Source organism: Methanobrevibacter sp. TLL-48-HuF1, from assembly GCF_023617305.1.
GTDB classification, from domain to species: domain Archaea; phylum Methanobacteriota; class Methanobacteria; order Methanobacteriales; family Methanobacteriaceae; genus Methanocatella; species Methanocatella intestini.
The window spans coordinates 1,798,207-1,815,331 of sequence record NZ_CP081485.1 but is presented as its reverse complement, the minus strand read 5'-3'; the positions used below and the strand labels follow the sequence as shown (position 1 = coordinate 1,815,331).

General features: G+C 30.0%; 1 protein-coding gene. It reads right to left on the bottom strand.

All coding sequences use genetic code 11. The features are described 5' to 3' along the window. Positions 1 to 24: 24 nt before the first annotated feature. Positions 25 to 16,803 carry an isopeptide-forming domain-containing fimbrial protein gene (locus tag K4897_RS08525; protein WP_250416058.1) on the bottom strand — a complete coding sequence of 5,593 codons (16,779 nt, stop codon included), beginning with the start codon at positions 16,801 to 16,803 and terminating at the stop codon, positions 25 to 27. Positions 16,804 to 17,125: the final 322 nt, after the last annotated feature.

Here is a 17,125-nt window from a genome sequence, read left to right as displayed (position 1 = left end):
AGGATTTATGAAAATCCTTTAAATTTATTTTTTCCTTCTGGAAACTCCAAAACCGAATATTCCAAAGATTAAAACAACCAATAAAGCAAATAATGGATTTCCTGTTTTTGCCATTGCAGCAATATCCATTGTAACTTCATCAGAAATCATAATATCTTTATCAGCCGGACCTACAGGAGTAGGAACAGGAGTTGGAAGTGGATTTACAGTAACTGAAATATTATCATAATTGTTAGACATATTCAAGTCAACTGTACTTCCATTTACAAATACTTCATTAGATATTATACCTGTTTTTAAAACAATACATGTAATTTCCAATGTAGCATTGCTTTTGTTAGTTAAATTGCCAATTGTCCAAATACCTGTTGTCGGATTATATATTCCTACGCTTGCTTTATATGAAACAAATTTAAGAGCATCTGATAATTTATCTACTACATAAATATCTAATGCTGTGTCAGGACCATTGTTTTTAACAATAATAGTGTATATGATTTTATCTCCAACAGTTACTACATTAACATTTACTATTTTTATAACAGATAAATCTGCTGTTTGAGGAACAGTAATATTAACAGTAGCATTGTTGTTAGTTAAGTTAGGATCATAACCAGTTCCATTTACACTTACATTGTTTTGGATAAATCCTGTTTTAATTATTTTTACAGTAATAACTAATTTAGCTGTTTCATTATTAGTTAAATTACCGACTGCCCAAATACCATTTGTTAAATTGTAATATCCTTTAGAAGCATTAGCTGAAATGAATTTGAAATTATCTGCCAATATTTCAGATACTTTAATGTTAGTTGAGTTATCCGGACCGTTGTTTCTTACAATTATTGTGTAGGTTATTTCATCACCATAATTTGGAGTAAGATTATCTACTATTTTAATAATTTCTAAATCAGCGATATTTACATGTATTGTAGTATTTGAAGTGTTTCCTTCAGGATGTTCATCACTAGTGACATTTACACAATTGAAGATATCCTGACCGGTTGTACCTAATATTACAGCATAAATATCTACAACTATCTTACTGCCAGTATACATATTTCCTAATGAAATAATTTGAGTGTAATCAGTTAAATTACCTCCATTTATTCTGTAGGTTGCAGATTTAACATCCAACAATTCAGCATCCAAAATATCTTCTAAATTGACATTCAATGAATCTGAAGACCCTCCAGCAATTACAGTAATGACAAAGTGTGCTGTGTCTCCAGGGTTAAGTGCTTTGATTTCAGCATCCTTAATTACAACCAAAGTAGTATTTGCCATTACATTAACTGTTTCATTATCAGAGAAATTACCTCTAGCATCATCAACACCAGTAATAATATTAACAGTGTTTAAAACATTACCGCGAACAGAAGCATTAACTTTAGCTCTGAAATACACAGTTATATTAGCACCTGCATTAATATCACCTAAACTGACAGATTCATTGTAATTGAACCAATCTTTACCGTTTAATGAATATTGTAAGTTAAGCAATTCATTACTGTTGAATATATCTTTTAGAACAACATCACTGGCAACAGAAGGACCGTAATTGTTTATAACAACTGTGTAACCTACATTTTCACCTGCAACAATTATTGTTGAGTTTGCAACTTTTACAATGTTTAACAATACTGATTCAGGAACATTAACAGTAACAGAATCATTATTGTTAGTTAAATTAGTATCATGACCAGTACCGGTAACATTGACGGCATTGGTAATGTTTCCAATCTTAATAACCTGAACAACAATTTTCAAAGTTACACTTTCATTAGCATCCAAATCACCAACAAACCAAACACCAGTATCTGGGTTGTACTGACCATTAGAGCTGATGAATTTAACACCGTCAGGTAATAAATCACCAACAGTAACATTAAATGACTTATCAGGACCATTATTAACAACAACAATAGTATACTCAATCATATCCAAATACTTAGGAACAGAATTATTTACCAATTTATCAACAGCTAAATCAACAATTCTCACATGAACAGTAGTATTAGAGTTATTTCCTTCAGGATGCTCATCACTAGTAACATTAACTAAATTGAAAACATCCCTATCAGCAGTACTTAACACTTTAGCCCAAATATCAACAGTAACAACAGTTCCTGTAAGCATATTACCTAAATCTAGACTTCCAGTCCACATACCTTTGTTTACACCATCAACAGCATATGTAGCACCATCAACATCCAATAATTTATTATCCAAGATATCTCTCAAGTTTACATTCAATGAATCTGAAGATCCACCAGCAATAACAGTAACAATGAAATGAGCTGTATCATCAGGATTTAACTCCTTAATTTCAGCATCCTTAATCACAACCAAAGTAGTATTAGCCATTACATTAACTGTTTCATTATCAGAGAAATTACCTCTAGCATCATCAACACCAGTAGTAATATTAACAATGTTTAAAACATCCCCACGAACAGAAGCATTAACTTTAGCTCTGAAATACACAGTTATATTAGCACCTGCATTAATATCACCTAAACTGACAGATTCATTGTAATTGAACCAATCTTTACCGTTTAATGAATATTGTAAGTTAAGCAATTCATTACTGTTGAATATGTCTTTTAGAACAACATCACTAGCAACAGAAGGACCATAATTGTTTATAACAACAGTATAACCTACATTTTCACCAGCTACAATAACAGTGGAATTAGCTACTTTAGAAATATCCAAAATAACACAATCAGGAACACTAACACTAACAGAATCATTATTGTTAGTTAAATTAGTATCATGACCAGTACCAGTAACATTAACATTATTAGTAATATTTCCAACCTTAATAACCTGAACAACAATTTTCAAAGTTACACTTTCATTAGCACCCAAATCACCAACAAACCAAACACCAGTATCTGGATTGTACTGACCATTAGAGCTAATGAATTTAACACCATCAGGTAATAAATCACCAACAGTAACATTAAATGACTTATCAGGACCATTATTAACAACAACAATAGTATACTCAATCATATCCAAATACTTAGGAACAGAATTATTTACTAACTTATCAACAGCCAAATCAACAATCCTCACATGAACAGTAGTATTAGAGTTATTTCCATCAGGATGCTCATCACTAGTAACATTAACCAAATTGAAAACATCACTATCAGCAGTATCCAACACTCTAGCCCAAATATCAACAGTAACAGTAGTACCAGTAAGCATATTGCCTAAATAAACATTACCATTATAATCTGCTAAGCCACCTCCATTTATAGAGTATTTAGCTGAATTAATATCTAACAACTTATTATCCAAAATATCTCTCAAGTTAACATTCAATGAATCAGATGATCCACCAGCAGTTACAGTTATTATATAATGTATAGTGTCTCCTGGGTTTAACTCCTTAATTTCAGCATCCTTAATTACAACCAAAGTAGTATTAGCTATAACATTAACTGTTTCATTATCTGTAAAGTTACCTCTAGCATCATCAACACTAGTAGTAATATTAACAGTATTTAAAACATCACCACGAACAGAACCATTAACTTTAGCCCTAAAGTAAACCGTTACACTAGCACCAACATCAATATTACCCAAATTAATAGCCTCATTGTAATTAAACCAATCATTACCGTTTAATGAATATTGTAATCCAAGTAACTCTTTAGCATTATAAATATCTTTTAATACAACATCACTGGCAACAGAAGGACCATAATTGTTTATAACAACTGTGTAACCTACATTTTCACCAGCTACAATTATTGTTGAGTTTGCAACTTTTGTAATGTTTAACAATACTGATTCAGGAACATTAACACTAACAGAATCATTATTATTAGTTAAATTGGTATCATGACCAGTACCTGTGACATTAACATTATTGGTAATATTTCCAACCTTAATAACCTGAACAACAATTTTCAAAGTTGCAGATTCATGATTATCCAAATCACCAACAAACCAAACACCAGTAACCGGGTCGTACTGACCGTTAGATGAAATGAATTTTACACCGTCAGGTAATAAATCACCAACAGTAACATTAAATGACTTATCAGGACCATTATTAACAACAACAATAGTATACTCAATCATATCCAAATACTTAGGAACAGAATTATTTACCAGCTTATCAACAGCCAAATCAACAATCCTCACATGAACACTAACATTAGAAGTATTTCCTTCAGGATGCTCATCACTAGTAACATTAACCAAATTGAAAACATCCCTATCAGCAGTACTTAACACTTTAACCCAAATATCAACAGTAACAGTAGTACCAGTAAGCATATTACCTAAATCTATGCTTCCAGTCCATGAACCTTTATTTACACCATCAACAGCATATGTAGCACCAGCAACATCTAACAATTTAGCATTTAAAATATCTTCTAAATTGACATTCAATGAATCTGAAGATCCACCAGCAATAACAGTAACAATGAAATGAGCTGTATCACCAGGATTTAACTCCTTAATTTCAGCATCCTTAATCACAACCAAAGTAGTATTAGCAATTACATCAACTGTTTCATTATCTGTAAAGTTACCCCTAGCATCATCAACACTGGTAGTAATATTAACAGTATTTAAAACATCCCCACGAACAGAACCATTAACTTTAGCCCTAAAGTAAACCGTTACACTAGCACCAACATCAATATTGCCTAAATTAATAGCCCCATTGTAATCTAACCAATCTACACCATTTAATGAATATTGTAAGTTAAGCAATTCATTACTGTTGAATATGTCCTTTAATACAACATCACTGGCAACAGAAGGACCGTAATTGTTTATAACAACAGTATAACCTACATTTTCACCAGCTACAATAACAGTGGAATTAGCTACTTTAGAAATATCCAAAATAACACAATCTGGAACACTAACAGTAACAGAATCATTATTATTAGTTAAATTAGTATCATGACCAGTACCTGTGACATTAACATTATTGGTAATATTTCCAACCTTAATAACCTGAACAACAATTTTCAAAGTTACACTTTCATTAGCATCTAAATCACCAACAAACCAAACACCAGTATCTAGGTTGTACTGACCATTAGAGCTGATGAATTTTACACCATCAGGCAATAAATCACCAACAGTAACATTAAATGACTTATCAGGACCATTATTAACAACAACAATAGTATACTCAATCATATCCAAATACTTAGGAACAGAATTATTTACCAGCTTATCAACAGCCAAATCAACAATCCTCACATGAACAGTAGTATTAGAGGTATTTCCTTCAGGATGTTCATCACTAGTAACATTAACCAAATTGAAAATATCCTTATCAGCAGTATCCAATATTTTAGCCCAAATATCAACAGTGACAGTAGTTCCTGTAAGCATATTGCCTAAATAAATATTTCCATTAAAGTCACTTAAAATACCACCGTTAATAGAGTATTTAGCTAAATTAATATCTAACAACTTATTATCCAAAATATCATTTAAGTTAACATTCAATGAATCTGAAGATCCTCCAGCAATAACAGTAACAATGAAATGAGCTGTATCACCAGGATTTAACTCCTTAATTTCAGCATCCTTAATTACAACCAAAGTAGTGTTAGCAATTACATTAACTGTTTCATTATCAGAGAAATTACCTCTAGCATCATCAACACCAGTAGTAATATTAACAGTGTTTAAAACATCCCCACGAACAGAAGCATTAACTTTAGCCCTAAAGTAAACAGTTACACTAACACCAACATCAATATTACCTAAATTAATAGCCCCATTGTAATCTAACCAATCTACACCATTTAATGAATATTGTAAGTTAAGCAATTCATTACTGTTGAATATATCTTTTAGAACAACATCACTGGCAACAGAAGGACCGTAATTGTTTATAACAACAGTATAACCTACATTTTCACCAGCAACAATTATTGTTGAATTTGCAACTTTTGTAATGTTTAACAATACTGATTCAGGAACATTAACACTAACAGAATCATTATTATTAGTTAAATTACTGTCATGACCAGTACCTGTGACATTAACATTATTGGTAATGTTTCCAACCTTAATAACCTGAACAACAATTTTCAAAGTTGCAGATTCATGATTATCCAAATCACCAACAAACCAAACACTAGTATCTGGGTTGTACTGACCATTAGAGCTGAGGAATTTTACACCATCAGGTAATAAATCACCAACAGTAACATTAAATGACTTATCAGGACCATTATTAACAACAACAATAGTATACTCAATCATATCCAAATACTTAGGAACAGAATTATTTACCAGCTTATCAACAGCTAAATCAACAATTCTCACATGAACAGTAATATTGGAAGTATTTCCTTCAGGATGCTCATCACTAGTAACATTAACCAAATTGAAAACATCACTATCAGCAGTATCCAATACTTTAGCCCAAATATCAACAGTTACACTATTTCCAGTAGCTATTGTACCTAAACTCACACTTCCAGTCCACATACCTTTGTTTATACCATTAATAGCATATGTAGCACCATTAACATCCAATAGAGTTGAATCCAATATATCTTTTAAAACAACATTTAATGAATCTGAAGATCCGCCAGCAGTTACAGTTATTATATAATGTATAGTGTCTCCCGGGTTTAACTCCTTAATTTCAGCTGTTTTATCAACTTTTAAAGTACTGTTAGATATTACATTTACATGTTCTTCAGCACTAAATATTCCTCTTGCATCATCTGTGTCTGTTGTAATATTTACTATATTGTGCACAATTCCTCTTGTAGAAGCATTCACCATTGCTTTAAAGTAAACAATTATGCTGCTTCCAGAATTCATATCACCTAAATTAATTTTAGCTCCTTTAGTATATGGAATCCACGTAATATTATCTAAAGAGTATGCTACAACAGTTAAATCTTTAGTTTGATAATTATCAGTTAAAACCACATTAGCTGCAGTTGAAGGACCCTGGTTTGATACAAGTACCTGATAAATAACTTCTTCTCCAGCAACTACATTTTTAATACCGCCAGTAATGTTAATAACACCGCCAATAGCTACTTTGTTTACATTTAATATTACACAATCCGGAACTGTTATTGTAATATTATCATGGTTATTAGTTAAATTTACATCATAACCGCTACCAGTTACATTTGCATTATTTGTAATAATTCCAGGGAAGATTGCTTGTGCTGTTATAGTTAAAGTTGCACTTTGACCTTTAGCTAAATGACCAATAAACCAAATTCCAGTTACAGGATTATAATTTCCACTTGCACTAATAAATCTTAAAGTATTTGGCAACATATCACGAACAGTAACATTAAATGAATCATCTGGACCATGATTTGTTACAACAATTGTATAAATTACATTGTCTAAATATTTGTAAATCACTTTATCTGATGTTTTGTTAATAGCTAAATCAACAGTATTTACATGAACTGTTTTATTAGATTCATTAATGAATCCTTCCTCATTTTCAACAATAGCTTTGTTAAATATATCTTTATTTGCACTGTTTAATGCTTTAACTTCAATAGTTACAGTTACTGAATTTCCTGTTTTTAAAGTTCCAATATTATATGAACCGTTCCATTTTCCTACATAATTTCCATTTACATAGAAAACAGCATTTTGAGCATCCAATAAGCTTTGATCTAATTTATCAGTTAAAATAACTCCTAATGAATCAGATGAACCTTCAGCAGTAATTACAATTGTATAATTGAATAAATCTCCAGGATTAATAGCATCAACATTTGAAGTTTTATTAATAACTAAAGTTGAGTTATCAATAGCTTTGACTGTTTCATTAGCTTCAAAGTTACCTCTTGCATCTTTTATGTCAGTTGTGATTCTAACAGTGTTGTTAATTAATCCTCTTGTAGAGTGATTTACAGTTGCTCTAAACAGAATCATTACTGCTTCATTTACATCAATGTCACCTAGTGCAATTCCATTATTATATTTTACCCAGTTGCCGTTTGAATTATATTCCATGTTAAGCAATTCATCAGCATTGAATAAATCAGTTAAATAAACATTAGTTGCTACAGAAGGACCATAATTAGATACAATTACAGTATAAGTTATTTTTTCACCAGCAATAACCTCTTTATATGGTTTTTCAGATATTACTCCATCAGTAACTACTTTAGTAATATTTAAGATTACACAATCCGGAACAGTTATATTAACACTTGCATTGTTATTTGAAAGGTTACTGTCATAACCAGTGCCATTAACTGATACATTGTTTTCAAATTTGCCAATAGCTATTGTTTCAGCAGTAATTGTAAGAGTAGCTATTTCATTAGAACCTAATTCACCAACATTCCAAATTCCAGTAGCGGAATCATATGTACCTGTTGATGTTATGAATTTTAAACCATTTGCCGGCCAAATATCTTTAACAACAACATCTGTAGATGCATCAGGACCATTATTAACAACAGTGATTGTGTAAGTTATTATTGAGCCATATAATGGATTTGCATTATCAACTACTTTTGTAATAGCCAAATCAACTAAAGGAGTTACTTTAATTGTTTCAGAATCATTATTATTTGAGATGTTTGAATCAAATCCAGTACCATTAACTTTAATATCGTTTATAATAGTTACATTTGATTTTGCAGCTTTTGCTATAAGAGTAATTAAAACTTTTTCGCCATTAGCTAGTTTTTCACCATTTATTGTGATTTTATTATTGGATATACTAAGAGTCCATCCACCAGGAACATTAGCATTAATAAATTCCAATCCTTCTGGTAAGTTGTCAGTAGCTATAATATTAGTAGCTATTCCAGGACCATTGTTAATAATTTCAATAACATACTCAACATTATCTCCATAATTATATGTTTTATTTTGATGATTAGCTGTTTTGTTAATTGCTAAATCAATTACATTAATTGGAACAATGTTTGTATCATTAGCTGTTTTGTTATCTGAATTAATTACAGATGCAAAGTTTGTAATGCTGTTTAATTTTCCAACATCAACATATGCTTTGACTGGAACTGTAATTACCACATTAACAGTCGTTCCAGAAGAGAGAGTTCCTAAGTTTACACTTCCTATCCAAACACCTTTATCTATTCCATTTATAGAGTAAGTTGCCTTATTAACATCAAAGAATATTTCACTTAATTTATCAGTTAAAATAACATCTAAAGAATCTGACAATCCTCCAGCAGTTATTTGAACAGTATATTTAATTACATCTCCAGGATTTACAAGAGCAGTATTAACTACTTTTGTGATATCTAATGTAGTGTCTCCTTTAACATTTACAGTAACATCATCTTCTAAAGTACTGTTTTCTCTTAATTTTGTTGTAGAATTAATAATAGCTTTATTTACTATATTTCCACGAATAGTTGTTTTAATAAATCCTTCAAATAATATTGTTTTACTTTGACCATTAGCTAATGTTCCAATATTAATAGAAGCATCATAACGAGTCCATGATTGACCATCTAAAGAATACAACATATTAGTTAATTCGGAATTATTATAAATATCTGTTAAAATAATATCACGTGCATATGAAGGTCCATTATTAGTAATTACTATTTCGTATTTAATAATTTTACCAGCAATTGCTTCAGTAATATTGATTTTAGTAATATGTAATTCAGCTAATGTAGTAACATTTTTAATGTTTGTAGCTTCATTATCATCAAGTTTTAATTCACCAGTGGTTGTGTTGACTCTGACAGTATTGTTTAATATTGTATCATCAACAATACTTCCATCTAAATATCCTCTAATATAAACAGTTTTAGAAGCTTTAGAATTGATACTTCCTAAATCAATAGGATTAGTGTAAACATTCCAAGTTTTACCATCTAAAGAGTATTCTAAATTAGTTAAATATTCTGAATGATAATATTCATTTAATTTAACATTTTGAGCAGTGTCTAGTCCGTTATTTGTAATTATAATTGTGTAGTAAATATCTTCACCAGCTATAACTACTTCATTATTACAGTTTTTAACTACACTAAGATCAGCTTCAGTAACATGAACTTCTTTGGTTGTTTGAGTAGTGTATGTCCTATTATTTGGATTTGTTCCATTAATTGAAACATAAGCTACATCAACTGAGTTTATAAAGTTTTGGCCAATTGGTGAGTATTTTACTCCATCTATCTCCCATTCAGCAAATGAAACTTGATATGTAAAAGTGAATTTGTCACCAACAGTTAAATTAAGACCAGTAATTGTAAATGTTCGTGTATTTTCATCGAATTTAACAACCCATCCATTTGATTTAGAAGTTGAATTAATACCAGAGTATTTTAAACCTAATGGCAGCACATCTTTAATTGTAATATTATATGCCATTCCATTTCCATTATTTGTAATTACAATTGAATAAGTTGCATTTTCATAGTATTCATATTTTTGTTTATCTGATGTTTTAACAACACTTATATTAGGTTCAGCTATTTTAACTTGTGCATTAGAATTATCTATTTTATTATCATTTAAATATAATTCAACATTATTAGATTTAATAGATTGTGCTTTGTTAGATTGATCATTTAAGACAACAGCAGATAAATTAAATATAATGTTGTCAGAATATTTGTAAGATGTAGTATTTCCAAAGTTTATAGTTACAAGGTTTCCATTTACACTGACATCACTGATTAAAGTACCATTTGATAAAATAACTGAATTTTCAAGATATTCAAATCCTTGTGGAAGGATATCTTTAACCTGCAAATTAGTGTAATTACCTTTAGGTAACTTTACCATAATTTGATAAGTTACATTTTCACCAATAGTTGGTGTAAATATGTTGCCGTCTTTATTGCCAAGTGTGGTTCCAATTACTAATTTAGTAATAGTCGGCATTTTAGTTTTTAAAGTATCTTTACTTTCATTATAGTAAATTCTACCGTGATCAGGTGCGGAATATCCGACAGCATAAGCCATATTTACATATTGACTTCCAATTTGGATATCTGACCTTATAACAAATGAATATTTTGCATGAATTATATCTCCAGGATTTAACTGAGCCACATCAATTTCAACATGAGAACCAATCCATTTGATTTTAGCATCAATTGGATTTCCATCAGCATCAGTTACTTTGACAACCACATTATCTTCACCCGGTGTCTGACCAATAAATGAAGCAAGGTCTTCCAAATCATCAATAATAGTCACTTCAAATAATGGAGTTTTACCGTTGTTTTTAACAATTACATCAAATGAAACATGATCTAAACCTTCAACTTCAGTTACATTGAATTTTTTAGTAATGTCTGCTGTAGGTTCTACAATTGTAACCTTTGCACTAGACTTACCCATAGTTTCATCATTTAAGAACAATTCCACATTATTGACTTTTACAGCACCTGCCTTATTGGACGGATCAAATATTGTAGGTCTGGCAGTTAAATTAATAGATAAAATACCATTTGCAAAGCTACTAGAATGAACATTATTGACTGTAATAGTTATATCATAATTATTTACATTTACAGTCCAATCTTTGCCATTTACTAATTTTGTACCATTTGCATAAAATGCATCTGCACCAATATACTCAAATCCCTGAGGCAAAGTATCCTTAATCACCAATTTAGTATAATTACCAACAGGCAAAGATACATTAACACCATAAATTACCTTTTCACCGATAGTTACCTTATCCCTACCATTATCAATAGATGAATCAACAACCCATTTAGTAATTACAGGAAGTTTAGTTTTTAAAGTGTCTTCATCATAATTATAGTAATTTCTACCGTGATCAGGTGCGGAATATCCGACAACATTAGCCATATTTACATATTGACTTCCAATTTGGATATCTGACCTTATAACAAATGAATATTTTGCATGAATTATATCTCCAGGATTTAACTGAGCCACATCAATTTCAACATGAGAACCAATCCATTTGATTTTAGCATCAATTGGATTTCCATCAGCATCAGTTACTTTAATAACCACATTATCTTCACCCGGTGTCTGACCAATAAATAAATCAAAGTCATCTAACCCATCAAAGATAGTTACATTAAATAATGGAGTTTTACCGTTGTTTTTAACAATTACATCAAATGAAACATGATCTAAACCTTCAACTTCAGTTACATTGAATTTTTTAGTAATGTCTGCTGTAGGTTCTACAATTGTAACCTTTGCACTAGACTTACCCATAGTCTTATCATTTAAGAACAATTCCACATTATTGACTTTTACAGCACCTGCCTTATTGGACGGATCAAATATTGTAGGTCTGGCAGTTAAATTAATAGATAAAATACCATTTGCAAAATCACTAGAATGAACATTATTGACTGTAATAGTTATATCATAATTATTTACATTTACAGTCCAATCTTTGCCATTTACTAATTTTGTACCATTTGCATAAAATGCATCTGCACCAATATACTCAAATCCCTGAGGCAAAGTATCCTTAATCACCAATTTAGTATAATTACCAACAGGCAAAGATACATTAACACCATAAATTACCTTTTCACCGATAGTTACATTATCCCTACCATTATCAATAGATGAATCAACAACCCATTTAGTAATTACAGGAAGTTCAGTAGTGAAACTGTCTTTTGCAGTATCAGTATAATTTCTACCATTAGAAAGTGCAGAGTAACCGATAACATTAGCTATGTTAGTATAAGTACTGCCTATGACTACATCTTCCCTTACTTTAAATGTAAATCTATAAGTTAATGATTTGCCTATACCAAGTTCAGCAATATTTATGCTTACAATATTGTTATCCCATGTTGGAGTTACAATAACACCACCAGATGTAACATTGACACTGCCACTGACAAACTTGTTAATCAGATCACTTAAATCATCACTAAGTGTTACATTAAATAATGGGGACTGACCATTGTTAGTTACAGTAATATCAAAGTATAGTACATCTCCACCAATAACATTATCTACATTGAAGTTTTTAGTAATATCTATGACCGGTTCAACAACACTAACAGCTGCATTAGATACAGATTCATGATCATTCCAAGTAAGTACTGCTTTATTAGTTTTAACAGCACCTGCTTTGTTATTGTTAACATTCAAAACAGTAGCATTTAAAAATGCATGGAATTGACCGCCATATTCTTTAATAATTTCATCTGCAAATTCAGAAGCAAATGTTAATTCCACAATATTTCCATTTACAGTTACAGTATAATCCTTACCTTCAATAGCTTTATTTTGAGTATTTCCTTTGTAAACTACAATTGAACCATCAATGTATTTTAAACCCTCTGGAAGAGTATCAGTAACTTTTAAAATGTCGTATTTTCCAACAGCTATATCATTATTCCAACTGAAAATAATTTTACCTGTTTCATTGCCTTTTAGTATAGTTACACCTATATCACTTCTACTATTTACAAAGGTTTTGATAAATTCTGTTAAATCATCTGTAATAGTAGTATTATGAGCAGTACCTTTACCAGTGTTAGTTATAGTAATTGTGAAACTAGCTTCATCATTACCTTGAACTATATTAGGTTCAAATATTTTACTTATGTCTATTTTAGGTTGATATACATTAACATAAACAGTGTTAGAAGTTAATGTATTATTTGTCCAAGTAATACTTGCATAGTTACTAGTTGTTGCACTATCTGCACCAATCGGAATAACATTTTCATTATTAACAACAGTATAATATGCATTAATAATTAATTGATTATTTTTAGTATAATCTGGTATAATATCACCATTAAAGTTAATGGTTAAATAACTTTTTTCAGGATGAGTAGTACTTGGAGTATAAGTTACTGTATATGCATATTCAGGAATAACCACACCCTCACTAGTAGTTATTGTAAAGTTAGTATACTTAATTCCATATGAAGTATCTTTAATAACTAAGTTTGGAATCCTTAAGTCTGGGAAGTTTACGGTTATTCTATAAATACCTATTTCACCAACAAATAGCATATTAGTATTGTCAGTAACATTAGATCCAATGAAGTCTTTTGTAATTTCTAATCCTTTAGCTATAATAGTTGCATTATCCCTATACTTATCTTTGTTATTTGCAAAGTTTGTACTATTAGGATATGCTGCAAAGTTTGTAATCCATACATTGTTAACAATACTTTCCTTTGGGATTAAATATTCACTAAACCTGACAGTATATATAATACTGCAAGAAGTGTTTTGAGCTAATTGAGATATCATATATCCTTTTGTAAATAAGTCATCTTTAAATGCAGTAATATCAACAACAGTTCCATTTGAGTAAACTAAACTAACAGCTTTGACATCTGCTTTTGTAATTCCATTTGAAGTTGTTTTGTTAACAAAATCATCAGCTACAATTATATCATAAGCAGTAGAATGACCTGTGTTAGTTATAGTTATATTATATTTAACATCAGTTGCATTTTCAATATTTTCTAAAATTTTTGTATCATTTACATGCTTTGTAATTTCCAATTCAGGTTCATTAGTAAGCATCAGTACAATATTTGAACTTGCATATATTACATCAACAGAATCTTTAAATTTCATTTCAGCAAGATTAGCTAAATTAAGCTGATCCGCCATAGGTTCTGAGGATACCTGAACTGTCAGCCATAATTTAACATTCACCGGATTAGCCAGGTTATCCAAAGTATTTCCAAAACTAAATGAAATTGCATTATTGAAATTATCTATATTAATTTTAGGAATAATAACTTTGCCGGTGTTTTCATCATATAAAAATCCACTATTGTTTGCATAAGCCCAGTATCCACCTTCAGGAATTACTCCAGTAGTAGAATTAACTAAATTAAATCCTTTTAAGTTAAATAATGGAATTGGTAAATAATCAGTAACAGCAAAATCATGTACAGAACCTGTAGGGAAATAAATATCCAATGCAAAAGTTATGTTCTGACCAGGATAAACTTTATAAAAATCAGCAGGACTTATGATTTCACCATTGACTGCAACAATATCTTTCTTAAGTGTGACACTTGGAACTTTTAATTGTGTATAACTGCTATCAGAAACCGTATTGGTTGTATTTAAAACATCAGCTGATGTTTTAATATGATTAATAACTAAATCATTTGATACAACAGAAGATCCGTTTGAATAATAAATAATAACTTTTGTAGCAAAATTCAAAGATCCTACCATTGCACCTTCATTAATACTTCTGTTTGTATAATATCCGCCTGTTAAGCTTGTACTTATATTGTTATCTTTCAGGAATTTTGAAATGTAAAATGTAACTGATTTATCAATGCTTCCTAAAGAAACAACATTGTAATAACTTTCATTTAATTCATATGTTTTTCCATAAACTGATAAAACAGGTTTATTCTCAGTTAAGAACTTTTGAGCTGAACCTACTTTATGAGTGTCAAATTTATCATAAATTACTAAATTATCAAAAGCAAAGTAATCAGAAATCTCAAAATCAACTTTATAATTAATTGAATTATGAGGAACAACAGTATATGTTCCATCAATAGGTGTGCTTAAAATTTCTGCATATTTTTGAGTAGCTAATGATTTTAAATATACATTATAACTATCAGATACATCATAAGTATTATTATCATAAGTATAATCCATATTTACAGTATTTTTAGCAACAGTACTTACACCAGTTTCAGAATCAATAATGGTTATATTATCATCTGTACTATTATCAAATTCCGGAGCATATGCTTTATACCTTAAACTAAGACTTGTACCACTTAAATCTCCAGTAGCTTCTTTTAATTTTAAAATTATTTTTCCGCCAGTTTTATTACCGTCAGGTTTTTCAACAGTATATAAACTGAAATCTATGATTTTTCCTTTGGAGTCATATAAAACCAGACTGCCCAAATACATTATATTAGATGGAAGTACATCTGCAATAGTGATATTTTCAATTTTTGCACCATTAGCTATGTTAATATTTACATAATACTCAAATGGGAAATTTGAACCTGTAGCAGTTTCATCTTCATGAAGGTTTGAATCTTTATCTATTTTAACAACAACCGGATTTACCCAGCCTGTGACAGTTTCTCCATAAATTGGAGGATAATTCACCGGATCATCAATATGACCGTTCCCATATCTAAATACAGGAGTAACAGTGAAATTAAGTAATTTTCCTATCTCCAAAGCCCCAATACTTGAAGTAACATTTAAAACAGCATCTGGAGCATCAACCGGGAAACTACCTAAAGGATACTGAAGAATATAAAAAGTACTGTTTACAGGACCATGTACTTCTTTTTTAGTAAATGGATCAATTAATGTATATAAACCTGTTGCATTATTATAAGTACTTTCATCAAATACTCCAACTTTTATCGGAACTATATTTCTATTAGAAAATGAAACGGTAAATTGTGTTAATTCTTCAGGAGCTATTAGCTGAACATAAGGCTGAAATCCAGTAGCATCTCCTAAATTCTTAAATACCATTTGAAAGTTAAAGGATTCATTGATAAATACATCTGCAGGATTATTAAAAGACATATCATTACCATTTTCGTCTTTTAAACTAATATCTGGAACAGACGTATTATCATTTTCTACAATAGGACCTTCTTTAATTGGAATATCCCAAATAGAATTATCTCCAATAACGACTTCTTCACCATTATCATTTATGATAAGTTTATCGTAAGTTAAATTAGCATTTTCAACAATAACTGTATCTGAATTCCCATCAACATCCACTCCCTGAATATCTAAAGAATCTGCTTCATTAACACCATAAACTGAACCACAAAAGATGAATAATAGACTAGCTATTACTAATACTTTTAAAAAATTCATTTTAACACCAATATACTAATTTAAACAATAAATCTAAAATTATACAATTATATATGTCTTTTAAGATATATATATAACTTCTATATTTTATTAACCTGAAAAATAAATTTTTTAAACAGCACCAAAAAGAAAAATAAGAGAAAGATAATAATGGTAAACATATTACCATCATCATATAACTAAACACAACAGGTGAATTTGATATTTAATTATTTTAAACAGCCAGTAAATTAATTAATTGATTTGTTTAACATAAATCATAAATCCATCCTCTTCAAAGCTAAATTCAAATTCTACATCCATTGAATTTGCCTCCAATAAT

What these genes read in the sequence shown, in the direction of transcription:
- K4897_RS08525 (WP_250416058.1), bottom strand. Translation starts at nt 16,803, where the DNA reads ATGAATTTTTTAAAAGTATTAGTAATAGCTAGTCTATTATTCATCTTT.